Here is a 15,252-nt window from a genome sequence, read left to right on the forward strand (position 1 = left end):
AGCCTTCGGCTCAGCGCTTTCGAGCGCTAACCGGCGACCCGGCCGCGGACCGGCCACTTCGTGGCCGTCCCTCCCCAGGGGTCGGGAGTGCGGGGCTGGTAGTGCGGTCATGGCGGATTTGGGGTGCACGGTGTGGTTGGTGGTGCGGTCATGGCGGGCTTGGGGTGCACGGTGTGGTTGGTTTGGGCGGTTGGGCGGTTGGGCGGGACGCTCGTTGTTCGCGGTGGGGGGATAGGGTGGTGTGTACTGATTGAAGGGGAGTTCGGTGTCTGATTCGTCGGCAGGTCAGGGGTATTCATCGCAGGATGATGGGGTGACTGCGTATCCGGTGAATCCTTCGGGCTACGCGCCTGTTCCGCAGCCGCCTGTTCCGCAGTCGCCGTATTGGCCGGGCGCTCCCTATCCTGTGCCGGGTGGTGCGTATCCGCCGGTGGATGCCGGGCCGCGGATTGTTCCGCAGAGTGTGCAGATCGCGTTCTACGTGATGCTGGCCGGGGCCGTGGTCACGCTGCTCGGGATGGCTTACTCGCTCACCATGCTCGACGAGGCTCGTAGCGATGCGCTCGACGCGTCGGGTGGGGTGTTGCGGGGGGACGACCTGGATCTTCTCGTGTATGCGAGCGTCGGTGGGGCCCTCGCGAGTTCGCTGGTGACGGCGGGGTTGTGGGTGTGGATGGCCTTCGTCTGCCGGGCGGGGAAGAACTGGGGGCGGATCACGGGGACGGTGTTCTTCGGGCTCAACGCGCTGTTCTATGTCTTCGGCACGGTGATGGCGATCGCCACCTCGACGGCCGGTATCGCGCTGGTGTTCAGCACGGTCACGTTGGCTATCGGACTGGCCGCGGTGATCCTGTTGTGGAACGGCATGTCCGGTCCCTACTTCGCACCGCGGACGCCACCGGGCTATCCGGCCTACCCCGGCTATCCGCCTATCGCGCCGTAGTTGAAGTTCGCCCGGTAGACGCTCGGGGAAACGCCGAGCTGGCGAACCATGTGCTGGCGCAACGACTCCGCCGACCCGATCCCGCTGTGCCGCGCAACCTGTTCGACCGGCAACGATGTCGATTCCAGCAGCTCTCGGGCTCGGTGCAGGCGCTGACCCAGTAACCATTTCTGCGGGCTGAGTCCGGTTTCCTCGTGGAATCGGCGGGTCAGGGTGCGCACGCTGGTTCGGGCGTGCTCGGCCAATTCGCGCAGCGACAGGGGAGTGTCGAGGCGCTCCAGTGCCCAGGCTCGGGTGGCCGAGAGCGAGAGGTCGTCGTCGGCGGGTAGTGGGGTGTCGACGAACTGGGCTTGGCCGCCGGGCCGCACGGGTGTCACCACCGCGGCGCGCGCGGCGGCGTTGGCCACGGTGGCGCCGTAGTCGGCTCGAATCAGGTGCAGGCACAGGTCGATTCCGGCCGCCGCGCCTGCCGCGGTGGTCACCGGCCCGTCCTCGATGAACAGCGCGTCGGTGCGCACCTGGACGAGCGGATGGTCGCGGGCCAGTTCCTCGGCCAGGCCCCAGTGCGTGGTCGCGGTGCGGCCGTCGAGCAGTCCGGCCTGGGCGAGCACGAACGCGCCGCTGCAGATCGAGGTGACCAGGACGCCGCGGTCGACGGCCGCGCGCAGTGCCTTCAGCGTCACCGGATCCGCGTCCGTGCGGCTGCCCGTACTGGGCACGACCACCGCGTCGGCGGAGTCGAGGACGTCGAGCCCGTGCCGGATCACGACATCGAATCCGCCTGGCGTCGATGGCAATACTCCTGGCTCGGCCGTGCAGACCACCACCCGATAGCCGGGCTCGCCGTCGATCATGACCGAGCCCATCAGGGTTTCCGGCATCGACAGGTCGAAGGACTTCACCGGCGGGACGGCCACCACAGCAATGGTCTTCATGGCCCGATCCTTGGGATAGCTGGCATTGTGGCCACTAGTCTAGTCGTCCCGCGAACGGCATCGTTGAATGTGCGGGCGTAACCCCATCGCCCCATCGAAAGATGTTGTTGTGAAAGGGAATTCACATGTCCACTCATGTAGTGATCGGCCGAGGTGGTACCGCCACCGCTACCGCGTTGTCGCTAGTCGAAGCCGGGGATCGCGTCCGGATGGTGAGCCGGAGCGGGCTCGGCCCCACCCATCCCGACGTGGAACTGATCGCGCTCGACGCACTCGACACCACCGCCCTGACCGAGATCGCGACTGGTGCGGGCACCGTGTTCAACCTGGCGATGCCGGCGTATCACACCTGGCCGCACACGGTTCCGCCCTTGTTCGGCTCGATTCTGTCGGCGACGGAAACCGTTGGCGCCGACCTGGTCATGCTGGGAAATCTGTACGGCTACGGCCCGGTCGACGGTGTCGTCAGCGAACGCACCCCGCTCGCCGCGACGGGTAGTAAAGGGGCGGTCAGAGCCAGAATGTGGGCCGATGCGCTCGCCGCGCACGAGGCGGGCCGGTTGCGCGTCACCGAACTGCGCGCGGGTCAATTCCTCGGCGCGGGCGCGATCTCGATCTTCTCCCTGCTCGTTCAGTCCGCCGTCCTGGCGAATACCCCAGCCCGGGTGCCGCAGGAACTCGACCTGGCGCACTCGTTCACCGCGATCGGTGATGCCGCGGCCGCACTGGTCACCCTCGCGCGAGACGACCGGTCGTGGGGGAGGGCCTGGCACGCCCCGGTGATCACCACGACCGTGCGCGAGGCCGCGAACCGGCTCGCCGCGCTGGCCGATGCCGCGACACCCGAACTGGCAGTGCTCACCGACGCGGAGATCACCGAACTCGCCGAGGAGGATCCGTTCTGGGCTGAGCTGTTCGAGACGAGACACATGTCCCATCGCGAGTTCATCGTCGACGATTCGGCGATACGTTCCACCTTCGGCCGCACCGCGTCGACGCTGGACGAGGTGCTCGCCGAGGTGGTCACCGCCGACGCGGCCGCACGGGTAACCATCCCCGACGCGGGGTAGCTGCGGCCGAGGCTGTACCGATATTCGCCGCCCTCGAATCTGCGCTTCTTGTCGGTGCCTCGGCGCACACTGAGCCGATGGCATACGACGAGGAACTCGCCGAGCGGATCCGGGAGATCGTCTACCCGCGGCCCGACCTCGCCGAGCAGAAGATGTTCGGCGGTCTGGCCTTTCTGATCGGCGGCAATATGGCCGTGGCCGCCAGCGGCAAGGGCGGGCTGCTGGTGCGGGTCGCTCCGGCCGACGGCGATGGCCTGCTCGATGGATCGGCGATCACGCCGATGGTGATGGGCGGGCGCGAACTACACGGCTGGCTGCGAGTGGCGCCCGCAACGGTCGACGACGACACGGCACTGCGGGAATGGGTCGAACGTGGAGTGCGGTTCGCCGAGACCTTGCCGCGAAAATAAGTTCGGTGGATGTGTCGAAGCGTGGTGTTCGGCTCCGACCAGTGGGTGAAGCAAGCCACTCACCTGAAGGAGCACATCATGTCTGTCAACACTTTCCTCTGGTTCGATGCCGACGCCGAAGCAGCGGCCGAACTGTATGCCGCGACCGTGCCGAACTCGCGCATCGTCGAGATCACCCGCCAGGGTGACGGCTCGGCCTTCATCATCACCCTCGACCTCGACGGTCAGGCCGTCACCTTGATGAACGGCGGCCCCGGCCACCCGCACAGCGATGCCGCGTCTTTGCAGGTGGTCGTGGATACCCAGGAGGAGATCGACAGCCTCTGGGCGGCACTGTCACAGGGCGGCGGAACCCCCGGCCCGTGCGGCTGGCTCACCGACCCGTTCGGTGTGTCCTGGCAGGTCGTCCCGGCCGTGCTGCCCAAGCTCATGGGTGGTGAGGCCGAGCGCGTCATCGCCGTCGGCACGGCGCTGCGCTCGATGTCCAAGCTCGACATCGCCGCCCTGCAACAGGCCTACGACCAGGCCTGAACGCGCGAACGGCCGCCGCGGGGAGAGGTTCGCGGCGGCCGTTGCGTGCGGGCGGGCTAGTCGGCCGAGCCCGACAGCAGCCCACCCAGGCCGGAACCGGTACTCGTCCCACCGCCGGGCGTGGTCGGCTTCGGGGCGACGGTGATGGTGACGGTCTTGGAGCTGATGAGCTCCTGCACCGCCTTGATCTCGTGCGCGCCGGTGGTCTTCGGCGTCCAGGTGATGGTGGCCTTGCCGTCCGACACCGAGACCGGCTCACCGATCTGGGTGCCGTTGTCGGTGAAGGTCACCTTGAACAGGAAGGAAGTGGCCGTGACATCGGCGGTGACGGTGTAGGCGGTATCCACATAGTGGGTGCTACCGCTCACCGCGATCCCCTGCACGAGCGCGGATGCCTGCGGTGCTGCCAGTACGGCGGCCGCGGCCACCGCGGTGAAGGCCGTCAGTCCGAAACCGGCACGCCGCGCCTGGTAGATCTTCATGATGTTCTCCTGTTCGCGCTGATGATGAGCGCGACATTAGCCAGCGGATCCGGCCCGTGTCCCGAAAACTGAAATAACGATGTTTAAAAGTGTGGAGGCTGGTTGCGTCGCAGGTGGCGACCGAATTCACCCGGAGCGGATGAGGCAGCCGCGGCGACCGGCCGCGACACTGGAACCATGTCGACGTCGGGTCCGCTGCGCTATCAGTTCGTCATCGAGGGCGAGCTGTCCGAGCGTGTCCTCGCGGCTTTTCCCGAGCTGCGCCCCAGTTCGCATTCGCCCACCGGGACGACCACCCTCTACGGCCTCGTCGCCGACAGCACGGCCATGCGCGGGGTGATGGCCCGCATCGACACCCTCGGCCTCACGCTGCTGAGCATGTCCCAGTTACCCGACTGAGCGTTCACCGACGAGTCGAACTCGATCTGATAACGAGCGCCCCTACTTCACCTGGCCAGCAACCGAACAGCCGCCGTTTCGCCTACCGTCGATCTCGGCGGAGGTCGGCCGCCGCGCGGTGAATGGCGTGTTCAGGAGGGTGAAGATGGCTTCGTCGTCGGGTTTTCTGGACTTTCACAGTGGCGGCTCGGTGATAGCTGTGGTCGGTCCGTACGCCGGCCTGCCCGAGCTGTCCTTCGCGCCGGTTCGCTGCAACGAGGCGTTCGCCCGCCTGGATCGGGCGCAGGCCGGCGCCGGGCACACGGTGCTGCTGTGCGGACCGGCGGGCAGCGGAAAGACCGTCGTGCTGGTCGACTGGGTGCGCCGCCGGTGCCCGGCGCGCGTCGCGTGGTTGACCGTCGCCGAACAGCACGGTACCGACCTGCTGGCCGAGATCGCCCGAACCCTCGATCCCACACCGGATTTCGTTCCGGCCGGCGGGCTGCACACGCCGATGGACCGCGCCGCGGACCTCGTCGCCGCCCTGGCCGATGTCGAGCCGACAGTGCTGGTGATCGACAACGCCCACCTGCTCACCGACCCATTGCAGCTCGCCGGCCTCGAATACCTGCTCACACACCTGCCCGCCCAGGTCACCGCGTTGATCGCGAGCCGCTTCGACCCGCCGCTACGCTGGCACACCCTCGATCTGGCGGGCAGGCTCACCCGGATCGGCGCGCCCGAACTCGCCCTCTCCCCGGACCGGGCCGCCCAACTGCTCGCCCAGCACGGTTGCCGACTCGACGACGACGAGCTCGCCGTGGTCCAGAACCTGACCTGTGGCTGGGCCGCACTGGTCCGCATCGCCGCGATCTGTCTGTCGGCCACCGGGACCGACCGCGACACCGCCCTCGCCGCACTGGCCCGTCCCTCGCACGCGGTCGCCGACTTCCTGGTCGCCGAACTGCTCGCCTCGCTACCGGCCCCCACCCTCGAATTCTTGGTCGCCACAGCGGTTCCCACGCGATTCTGCCTGCCGATGGCCGAAGATCTGGTCGGTGACGACGCTGCCCGCATCCTCGACGAACTGCTGCGCGCCAACTTCCCCTTGCACACCGTCGCCCAGGCGGGCGAACTCTGGTACACCTACCATCCGCTCCTGCGGGCCTACCTGCTCGCCGAGGCCGCCTATACCAGGCCCGATCGCCTGCCCGACTGTCATCGCCGGGTGGCGGCTTGGTTCACCGCGGCCGCGATGCTGGAGCCCGCACTCGAGCACGTCGTGGCCGAGCCCGGCGCGCCCGGCCTGGTGGCCTTCCTGCGCGACTGGGGACTGCGCATGGTTCTGGAAGGAACGGGCCATACTCTGCTCGCCGCCGTCGAAAACTTCGCCCAGCACGATACTTTCGTCCGCCTGCTGCGCGCGGCCGTCGCGGTGGAGTCGGGCGATATCGCCGCCGCCGAGGTCTATCTCGAGGCCGCCCACGTCGGCCCGGAATCGGCGGCGCCGATGGTGCCCGCCGAGTGGGTGGCCGCCCTCGATCATGCCGTGAGCGCGGGAGTCGCTGTGCTGGTGGGTGATTCGTCTTCGATGCGCTGGCCGCTGCCGCCGGTGACCGGGCAGTCCGACCTCGACTGCTACGCCGCGCTGCACTGCGGAATCGCCGAGATCTACGGCGGCGAAATCGACAGTGGCGCGGCGTCTGTGCGCCACGCGATCGTGCACTCCGAGCAAACCGGTCTCGGTCGCGTCGCAGTGCGCGCCAGAACCGCGACGGCCGTGGCGGCCGGGATGGCGGGCCGGGTCGGCGAGCTACGAGCGCTGGCGGCCCAGGCGATCGACTGCGCCGAACGCTATGAACTGGCCGGTTTCCCCGATGCCGCTGCGGCCAGGGTGCTCGCGGCCTACGGCGCCTACCAGCAGGGTGTGGATTTCGAGCGGCCGTTGCCGAGCTTGCTCTCGGCCGCGGCCGACGAGACCGTGGTGCCCGCACCGGTGCGCCAGGCGGCGATCATGACCGGCGTGCTGCTGTTCGACGACGCCGCTGATCGCTCGGCCGCCGCGGTCGCGCTGAGCAAGCAACTCCACCGCCTGCTCGACGAATCGCCGACACTGCACGGCACCGGCGAACTGGTCACCGATGTGCTGTGGCTACTGCTGCGCGTCCAGGCCAGGGCGGACGCGCGGCAGTTGATCGACCACGCGGCGCGGGTGCTCGGCGAGACTCCGGACCTGGCTGTCGCCGAAGCGGGACTGGCTCTCTATGCCCATCGCCCCGCCGTCGTGCTGACATTGCTGGAACCGCTGCTCGCGACCGGGCGGCTGTCGTCGCGATCGGTGGTCGCGGCGTGGCTGCTGGTCGCGGTCGCCGCCGACCGCCTCGAACGCCCCCGCAAGGTCGACGACGCCGGTGAACAGGCCCTCGCGCACGCGGCCACCGAACAGCTGACGCGCCCGTTTCTCGACGTGCCGGCGGCTGCCGATCTGCTCGCCCGGATCGGCGCGCGCTTCGGCCAGTACGCGGCTCTCGTCGACCGTATCCGCGCCGACCGAGGCGCCACCGCGGGCGCCCCGCAACTCACCCACACCGAACTGGTTGTGCTTCGCCAACTTCCCTCCGGCATGACGGCCGGCAATATCGCCGCCGACCTGGGCGTCTCGGTGAACACGGTCAAGACGCACCTGCGCGGCATCTACCAAAAACTCGCCGTCAACGCCCGCGCCGAGGCGATCGCCCAGGCGCGCGTGCTCGGCCTGCTCTGAGCTCAGTCCGGTGCCTGCAAAGCGGGGAACCAGACGTCGGTGAGGACGGTGGCGGCCTTCTCGGCAGTGACCTCGATGGTGCCCTGCATGGCCCATCGGGTGAAGAACCGTTCGAGCTGGGCGACCAGCAGTTCGATCCGCAGCCTGGCCTCGTCGCGGCGATGTTCGGGCCAGCGCGAGAGGTAGGCGGGCATGCTGTCGGCCAGCGTCATGATCCCCTCGCGCGCCAACGCGCGGAACTCCGGCTCGAGCGCGGTGGCCTCGTCCCAGGCCGGGAGCATGTCCCTGTTGGTGAGGAACCAGTAGATCGCGCGGGTCATCCACTCCCGCAACGCGGCACGGGAGCCGTCGGTGAGCACCCGGTCCAGGTCGGCGTAGAACTCCCGAACGCTGGTCAGCGTGCCTTCCTGGGCGATGGCGCGCAGCACCTCGCCCTTGCTCGTGAAATGCAGGTAGAAGGTCGCCCGGCTACAGCCGACGGCGGCGACGATGTCGTCGACACGGACATCGGAGTAACCCTGCGTCTCGAACAGGGTGCGCGCGGTCTTGACGATCCTCGCCTTCGTCAGGCGCTTCTGTTCCTCGCGTAACGATCCACGACGGGCGGGTTCGGTCGTCATCGGGTCAGCTTAGACGATCCGCCCATTCACTGGACATGATGTCCAGCGAGACGCTATCCTGTGGTCCACGTCACTCGGCATGGTCAAAGGTGACCGAGGCCGCTCAGGAGTTGTGCATGGATTCACGTCATTTACCCAAGGTCTGCGTCATCGGCGCCGGACCTTCGGGTATCACCGCCGCGAAAAGGCTGGCCGAGAACGGGATTCCGTTCGACTGCTACGAGGCATCCGACGAGGTCGGTGGCAACTGGTACTTCAAGAACCCTAATGGCATGTCGGCGTGCTATCAGAGCCTGCACATCGACACCTCGAAGTACCGCCTGCAATTCGAGGACTTTCCGGCACCGGCGGATTGGCCGCACTTCCCGCATCATTCCCAATTGCTGCAGTACTTCAAGGACTACGTCGACCACTTCGGGCTGCGGGAGCGGATCCGGTTCAACAGCCTGGTCACCGCCGCCGAGCGCGACGACGCGGGTCTGTGGCGGGTGACGACGGCGACCGGCGAGACCGAGGTCTACGACGCGCTGATCGTCTGCAACGGCCATCACTGGAATCCCCGATTCCCGGACTATCCAGGCGAATTCGACGGCGTGCTCATGCACAGCCACGCCTACAACGACCCGTTCGACCCGATCGATATGCGCGGCAAGCGGATCGTGGTGGTCGGCATGGGCAACTCGGGCCTCGACATCGCCTCGGAACTGTCCCAGCGCTTCCTCGCCTCGAAGCTGTTCGTCTCCGCCCGCCGGGGCGTGTGGGTGCTGCCCAAGTACGTGAACGGGCAAGTGGGCGACCGGGCTTCGATGCCCGCGTGGATTCCCGGCAAGATCGCGCTCAAGCTCAAGCAGCGCTTCGTCCGCAAGAACCGCGGCGAGATGTCGACCTACGGTCTGCCGACACCCGATCATGAGCCCTTCGAGGCGCATCCGTCGGCGAGTGAGGAGTTCCTGCACCGGGCCGGCTGCGGTGACGTGGAGTGCAAGCCCGCGATCACCCGATTGGCAGGCGACACTGTGCATTTCGCCGATGGCAGCAGCGAGCAGATCGACGTGATCGTCTGCGCGACCGGCTACCACATCAGCTTCCCGTTCTTCACCGACACCGAACTGGTGCCCGACGCGGCCAACCGGTTCCCGCTGTTCCAGATGATGATGAAACCCGGCGTGGACAACCTGTTCTATCTCGGTCTCGCCCAGCCGATGCCGACTCTGGTGAACTTCGCCGAGCAGCAGAGCAAGCTGGTCGCCGCCTATCTGACCGGGCATTATCACCTGCCCCCACGCGCGCAGATCGACGAGGTGCTCGGGGCGCAGGAAGCCAAACGTAGTGGGCGCTACTACGATTCGCCCCGTCACACCATCCAGGCCGAATTCGAGCCATACGTGCGCTCGATGACCAAGGAGATGGAGCGCGGAGCGAAACGTGCCGCTGCCGCGGGGAATTCCCTGCCGGTGCCCGCTCGGGTGACGGTCGAGGTGGCGCGATGAGCACCTCTTCGGGCTTCTGCCGCGACGAATTCGCTGGGGTGCGTGCGGCATTCGATGAGCACCTCGCCTCCGGCGCCGAACTCGGTGCCGCCCTGTGCGTCACCGTCGACGGCGATCCGGTTCTCGACCTCTGGGGTGGCTACGCCGATCCTGAGCACAAGACCCCGTGGGGCGCCGACACCCTGGTCAACGTCTTCTCGGTCACCAAGACGATGACCGCGCTGTGCGCACTGCTGCTGGTGGACCGGGGCGAACTCGACGTCGACCAGCGCGTCGCCCACTACTGGCCCGAATTCGCGGCGAACGGCAAGGCCGACATCGAAGTCCGCCACCTGCTCTCGCACACCTCGGGCGTCTCGGGCTGGGACAAGCCGATCGAGCTGTCCGACATCTACGACACCGATGCCGCCGCCGCCCGGCTGGCCACGCAGGCGCCCTGGTGGGAGCCGGGCACCGCCTCGGGCTATCACGCCATCAACTACGGCCATCTCATCGGTGAACTGGTGCGCCGCATCACCGGTCGTTCGCTCGGCCGGTTCTTCGCCGATGAGCTGGCCGGGCCCTTGGGCGCCGATTTCCACATCGGCACCGGCCCCGAGCACGCCGACCGGATCGCCACCCTGATCCCGCCGGAGATGCCGGATTTCGACCTGTCGACCCTCGATCAGGACAGCGTGCTGATCAAGACGCTCACCAGTCCCTGGCTGGAGGTCTCCGAAACCGCGACGCCCGCCTGGCGCGCGGCCGAGATCGGCGGCACCAACGGGCACGGCAATGCGCGCTCGGTGGCGCGCGTCCAGTCGCTGATCGCCAACGGTGGCGAGCTGAGCGGCAGGCAGTTCCTCTCGCCCGCGACGATCGAGCTGATCTTCCGCGAGCAGGCCGACGGGATCGATCTCGCCTTGCTCGCCCCGCTGCGCTTCGGCATCGGCTACGGGCTGCCCCGGCCGCAGACCTTCCCGCACATTCCGGACGGGCGGGTGTGCTGGTGGGCCGGGTACGGCGGCTCGATGGTGGTCAACGACCTGGATCGCCGAATCACCTTCGCCTACACCATGAATCGGATGGCCACCGGTTTGATCGGTTCCAATAGGTGTGACAGCTATCTGAAGGCCACGTTCGACGCGGTCGGCGGCGCCCGATGACCATGCGCGCGATGCAGTTGACGGCCCCGGGCACCCTCGAATTGCGCACGGTGCCCGTGCCCGAGCTCGGCCCCGATGATCTGCTGCTGCGGGTCGGCGCGGCCGGGATCTGCCATTCGGATTCGTTCGTCCTCGGCTTGCCGTTTCCGATGAGCGAGTCCCCACTCACGTTGGGCCACGAGATCGCGGGCACGATCGAGGCGGTCGGCTCGGCGGTGACGGGCCGACGGGCCGGCGAGCGGGGCATCGTGTACCTGTGCTGGTCGTGCGGTGAATGCCGGGAGTGCCTGCGCGGCAACGAGAATGTCTGCCTGGCCGCCGGTCGCACCGCGATGCCACCGTGCCCCGGTCTCGGGCCCGACGGTGGCATGGCCGAGTACGTCCGCATCCCGGTTCGCTCGTTCGTGCCGATCGCCGACGAACTGGACTTCGCCCATGCCGCACCACTGGCGGACGCGGCACTCACGCCGATGCACGCCATCCGCGGCGCCATGGACCAGCTGTGGCCCGGCGCTACCGCGGTCGCCATCGGCATCGGCGGACTCGGCCACGTGGCGATCCAACTGTTGAAGACCCTCACCGAGACCACGGTGATCGCGGTCGACGTCGACGCCGACAAGCTCGCCCTCGCCACCGAATGCGGCGCCGACATCGCGTTGAAGGCCGACGAGAACACCGCGGCCACGATCCTGGAGCTCACCGGTGGACGTGGCGCGGAGGCGGTGTTCGACTTCGTCGGCTCCGATCCCACCGCGAAACTGGCCGTCGAAACCGTCGCCCCGAACGGCGCCTACCGAATGGTCGGCCTCGGCGGCGGTATCCCCGGCATCGACTCGGGACCGGCGGGCGGACCCGGTCTGCCGTGGGGTGCCACCGTTCGAAAGTCCTACGGCGGCACCAGAACCGACCTCATCGACGTGGTGGCGCTCGCCGCCGCGGGCAAGGTGCGCGCCGAGGTCGAGCGGTTCGACCTCGCCGACGCGCGCGCCGCCTTCGACCGACTCGACTCCGGCGCGATCCGCGGACGCGCCGTCCTCATTCCCTGATGGAGAAGAAGAACATGACCAACGCTGTAGACCCGCAGGAATTCGTCGCCAAGGTCGCCGCGGGCCTCACCGCCCCCGGCGCGCCGTTCGAGATGACCGTCGAACCCGTTGTCGGCGTGCCGATTCCGGTTTTCGCTAAGCGCTACACCAACTTGCGTGAGCTGCTGGAGCACTCACTGCGATGGGGCGAGCGCGACTACCTCGTCACCGAGGACCGCCGGATCTCCTTCGCCGAGCACGCCGCGGCCGCGGGCGCGCTGGCCACCGCGCTCGCCGCCAGGTACGGCATCGGTCAGGGCGATCGGGTCGGCATCCTGGCCGCCAACGGCCCGGACTGGGTGATCGCGTTCTGGGCGGCGCAGTGCCTCGGCGCGATCCCGGTCGGCTACAACGCCTGGTGGGCACCTCGGGAGATCGCCTACGGGCTCGAGCACGCCACGCCGACCGTGGTCATCGCGGACGCGAAAAGGGCTGCGCTGCTGGCCGAAACAGGGACCGAGCTGCCCGTCTTGACCATGGACGAGGATCTGCCCGCGCTGATCGCCGAGTTCGGTGGCGGCGAGATCCCCAGCACGCCGGTCGCCGAAGACGATCCTGCCGTCATCCTCTACACCAGCGGTACCAGCGGTAGGCCGAAGGGCGTTGTCCATTCGCAGCGAAACATGGTGGCGATCAGCGACTACCACCGTTTCACCGACGCCATGCTCGCCGCGTTCATGGGTCAGGAGCCCGGCGACGCGCCGAGCGAGCGCCGGTACCTGGTCACCGCGCCGCTGTTCCACATCGCCAGCCTGCACAACCTCGTCATCCCGCGGCTGCGCACCGGTGCGGCAGCGGTGTTCCCGCACGGTGGCTTCGAAGTCGGCCGGGTACTGAGCCTGGTCGAGCGCGAGAAGGTCACCAACTGGGCCGCGGTGCCGACCATGGCCTCGCGCCTGCTGGAACATGAGGTGGCCCAGCATGATCTGTCCTCGCTCACCGCGCTTTCGCTGAACTCCGCGCCGTCCTCGCCCGCGTTGCTCGCCGCCTTGCGTGCGAAGATGCCGACCCTGCAATTCGCGCTGACCACCAGCTACGGGCTCACCGAGAGCGGTACCGCGGCGACTGTCGCCACCCCGCTCGACCTGGCCGCCGACGACGCCTCGGTCGGCAGGGCGATCATCGGGGTCGCGATGGAGATCCGCGATGCCGCGGGCAACGCCGTCGGCGACGGTGAAGAGGGTGAGATCTGCATTCGCAGCCCCTATGTGATGCTCGGTTACTGGAACGACGACGCGGCGACCGCGGCGTCGATCGACGACCAACGCTGGCTGCGCTCGGGCGATTTCGGCACGTTGAACCAGGGCAGGCTGACCGTGTCGGGTCGCCGGACCGACCTGATCCTGCGCGGCGGCGAGAATGTGTACCCCACCGAGATCGAGAACGTACTCGTCGAACACCCGGCCGTCCTCGATTGCGCGGTCTTCGGCGTGAGCCATCCCGATCTCGGCCAGGAAGTAGCGGCCATCGTCGTCGCCGAACCGGGCACGGTGGACCCGGAGGAACTGCGCGCCTTCGTCGCCGAACGCCTCGCCTATTTCAAGGTGCCCGTCCGCTGGCGGATCACTTCGGACATGCTGCCGCGCAACGCGACCGGTAAAGTCATCAGGCGCGAGCTCGCGATCTAAAAGGGGTCAGAAATGTTCGACAGCATCATCAAAGGTGGCCGGTTCTTCGACGGCACCGGCGCCCCGTCCGCGGTTCGCCACCTCGGCATCACCGACGGCAAGGTCGCCGAGATCTCGGCGACCCCGCTCGACGAAACCGGCTGCGACCGGGTCGTCGACGCGACCGGCAAATGGGTCATGCCAGGCATGATCGACATCCACACCCACTACGACGTGGAGGTCCTGCTCGACCCGTCGCTGTCGGAGTCGGTGCGCCACGGCGTCACCACCGTGCTGCTCGGTTCGTGTTCGCTCTCGACCGTGCACGTCGACGGTGAGACCGCGGGCGACCTGTTCGGCCGGGTCGAGGCCATCCCGCGCCAATACGTGGTCGGCGCGATGAACGACGTCCAGACCTGGAGTACTGCAGGCGAATACATCGACGCGCTCGAGCAGTTGCCGCTGGGCCCCAACCTGGCCGGCTTCATCGGCCACTCCGACATCCGCGCGGCGGTGATGGGTCTCGATCGCTCCACCCGCAAGGAAGTGAAGCCGTCCGCCGATGAGCTGGCCGAGATCGAGCGCATGCTCGTCGACGCGCTCGACGCCGGGTTCGTCGGAATGTCTTCGCAGCAGCTGCTTTTCGACAAGCTCGATGGGGAAACCTGCCGATCGCGCACGCTGCCGTCCACCTATGCCAAGAGCAAGGAACGCCACCGGCTCAACACGATCCTGCGCAAGCGTGGTCGCGCGTTGCAGGGCGGGCCCGACATCACCAACCCCAAGAGCTTGGTGTCGATGGCGGTGTCGAGCATCGGCCTCTGGCGTAATCCGCTCAAGGTGAGCCTGCTGTCGGCGGCCGATGTGAAGGCGGTGCCCGGCGCGTCCAAGATGTTCCCCGCCGTCGGCAAGATCATCAACGGACTCGACGGCAACTTCCGCTGGCAGCATCTGCCGGTGCCGTTCGAGGTGTACTCCGACGGCATCTCGCTGCCGGTGTTCGAGGAATTCGGTTCCGGCGCTGCCGCTTTGCACCTGTCCGATCAGATCGACGAGCAGCGTCACCTCATGCAGGACGAAGAATACCGCCGCTCGTTCCGCAAGGACTACGACAACAAGTACGGCCCCCGCGCGTGGCACCGTGACTTCTTCGACGCCGATATCGTCGACTGCCCCGATGAGACCGTCATCGGCAAGACCTTCGGCGAGGTGGGTGTCGACCGCGGCGGCCTGCATCCGGTCGACGCGTTCCTCGATCTCGTCGTCGAGCACGGTGACAAATTGCGCTGGCGCACAACCATTTCCAACCACCGCCCCGAGGTGGCCGATGTCCTGTCCGCCGACCCGTCGGTCCAGCTCGGCTTCTCCGACGCGGGCGCGCACCTGCGCAATATGGCCTTCTACAACTTCGGCCTGCGCCTGCTGCGCCGGGTCAACGACGCGGTGAACCGCGACAAGCCGTTCATGACAGTCGAACACGCGGTGCACCGCCTCACCGGCGAACTCGCCGACTGGTACGGCCTCGACACCGGTCACCTGCGGGTGGGCGGCCGCGCCGATGCCGTCGTCATCGACCCCGCCCACCTCGACGAAACCCTGGACGCCTACGCCGAGGATCCGATCGCGATCTTCGGCAATCTCTCGCGCATGGTCAACCGCAACGACGAGACCGTCACCGCGGTCTTCGTCAACGGGCGATATGTCTTCGGCGAGGGTCAGGCCGATCCGGCACTCGGCACCGAACGAGTGGGGGATTTCCTGCGCGCCGAGTAGGACGAGTGCAAGCCCGTCG

Annotated in this window: 14 protein-coding genes; 11 read left to right on the top strand and 3 right to left on the bottom strand. The window is 67.8% G+C overall.

Annotated elements, in window-relative coordinates; all coding sequences use genetic code 11:
- Positions 1-313 precede the first annotated feature (313 nt).
- Positions 314-943: a hypothetical protein gene (locus ACFXKN_RS29940; protein WP_378940270.1), complete on the top strand. Its 630-nt coding sequence runs from the start codon at positions 314-316 to the stop codon at positions 941-943.
- On the opposite strand, the gene ACFXKN_RS29945 is transcribed toward ACFXKN_RS29940, so the two are convergent.
- On the bottom strand, positions 922-1,878 hold the full coding sequence (locus ACFXKN_RS29945; protein ID WP_378940268.1) for a GlxA family transcriptional regulator: 957 nt from the start codon (positions 1,876-1,878) through the stop codon (positions 922-924). The two genes, ACFXKN_RS29940 and ACFXKN_RS29945, sit on opposite strands and share 22 nt — an antisense overlap.
- Positions 1,879-2,003: 125 nt before the next feature.
- Between ACFXKN_RS29945 and ACFXKN_RS29950 the strand changes: the two genes are divergently transcribed.
- From ACFXKN_RS29950 to ACFXKN_RS29960, 3 genes are all read left to right on the top strand, one after another.
- Complete coding sequence (locus ACFXKN_RS29950) at positions 2,004-2,948, top strand: NAD-dependent epimerase (RefSeq protein ID WP_379434268.1); 945 nt, start codon at positions 2,004-2,006, stop codon at positions 2,946-2,948.
- 77 nt (positions 2,949-3,025) lie between these two features.
- Complete coding sequence (locus tag ACFXKN_RS29955) at positions 3,026-3,358, top strand: TfoX/Sxy family protein (RefSeq protein ID WP_378940264.1); 333 nt, start codon at positions 3,026-3,028, stop codon at positions 3,356-3,358.
- A gap of 78 nt (positions 3,359-3,436) precedes the next feature.
- Positions 3,437-3,889: a VOC family protein gene (locus ACFXKN_RS29960; RefSeq protein ID WP_378940262.1), complete on the top strand. Its 453-nt coding sequence runs from the start codon at positions 3,437-3,439 to the stop codon at positions 3,887-3,889.
- A gap of 56 nt (positions 3,890-3,945) precedes the next feature.
- Here ACFXKN_RS29960 and ACFXKN_RS29965 read toward each other — a convergent pair whose 3' ends face one another.
- A complete protein-coding gene (locus ACFXKN_RS29965) occupies positions 3,946-4,371 on the bottom strand; it encodes an Ig-like domain-containing protein (RefSeq protein ID WP_378940260.1) in 426 nt (141 codons plus the stop codon).
- A gap of 177 nt (positions 4,372-4,548) precedes the next feature.
- Between ACFXKN_RS29965 and ACFXKN_RS29970 the strand changes: the two genes are divergently transcribed.
- Both ACFXKN_RS29970 and ACFXKN_RS29975 read left to right on the top strand, forming a co-directional pair.
- A complete protein-coding gene (locus ACFXKN_RS29970) occupies positions 4,549-4,770 on the top strand; it encodes a hypothetical protein (RefSeq protein WP_378940258.1) in 222 nt (73 codons plus the stop codon).
- A 145-nt stretch (positions 4,771-4,915) separates the two neighbouring features.
- Positions 4,916-7,513 carry a LuxR C-terminal-related transcriptional regulator gene (locus tag ACFXKN_RS29975; RefSeq protein WP_379434269.1) on the top strand — a complete coding sequence of 866 codons (2,598 nt, stop codon included), beginning with the start codon at positions 4,916-4,918 and terminating at the stop codon, positions 7,511-7,513.
- 2 nt (positions 7,514-7,515) lie between these two features.
- Here the strand turns inward: ACFXKN_RS29975 and ACFXKN_RS29980 are convergent, their stop codons facing one another.
- On the bottom strand, positions 7,516-8,133 hold the full coding sequence (locus tag ACFXKN_RS29980; protein WP_378940254.1) for a TetR/AcrR family transcriptional regulator: 618 nt from the start codon (positions 8,131-8,133) through the stop codon (positions 7,516-7,518).
- Positions 8,134-8,249: 116 nt separating this feature from the next.
- On the opposite strand from ACFXKN_RS29980, the gene ACFXKN_RS29985 reads away from it, so the two are divergent.
- From ACFXKN_RS29985 to ACFXKN_RS30005, 5 genes are read left to right on the top strand one after another with little or no spacing between them, the layout of a single operon-like run.
- The gene (locus tag ACFXKN_RS29985; RefSeq protein ID WP_379434270.1) at positions 8,250-9,623 is read left to right on the top strand and encodes a flavin-containing monooxygenase; all 1,374 of its coding nucleotides are present in this window, start codon (positions 8,250-8,252) and stop codon (positions 9,621-9,623) included.
- Positions 9,620-10,768 carry a serine hydrolase domain-containing protein gene (locus ACFXKN_RS29990; RefSeq protein WP_378940250.1) on the top strand — a complete coding sequence of 383 codons (1,149 nt, stop codon included), beginning with the start codon at positions 9,620-9,622 and terminating at the stop codon, positions 10,766-10,768. The genes ACFXKN_RS29985 and ACFXKN_RS29990 overlap by 4 nt, the downstream gene beginning before the upstream one ends.
- Positions 10,769-10,770: 2 nt before the next feature.
- Positions 10,771-11,814: an NAD(P)-dependent alcohol dehydrogenase gene (locus ACFXKN_RS29995; protein WP_378942913.1), complete on the top strand. Its 1,044-nt coding sequence runs from the start codon at positions 10,771-10,773 to the stop codon at positions 11,812-11,814.
- 14 nt (positions 11,815-11,828) lie between these two features.
- On the top strand, positions 11,829-13,481 hold the full coding sequence (locus tag ACFXKN_RS30000; protein ID WP_379434271.1) for a class I adenylate-forming enzyme family protein: 1,653 nt from the start codon (positions 11,829-11,831) through the stop codon (positions 13,479-13,481).
- Between the two features lie 12 nt (positions 13,482-13,493).
- On the top strand, positions 13,494-15,233 hold the full coding sequence (locus ACFXKN_RS30005) for an amidohydrolase family protein (protein WP_379434272.1): 1,740 nt from the start codon (positions 13,494-13,496) through the stop codon (positions 15,231-15,233).
- The last annotated feature ends 19 nt before the right edge of the window (positions 15,234-15,252 follow it).

This window comes from Nocardia sp. NPDC059195, assembly GCF_042754695.1.
Taxonomy (GTDB): domain Bacteria; phylum Actinomycetota; class Actinomycetes; order Mycobacteriales; family Mycobacteriaceae; genus Nocardia.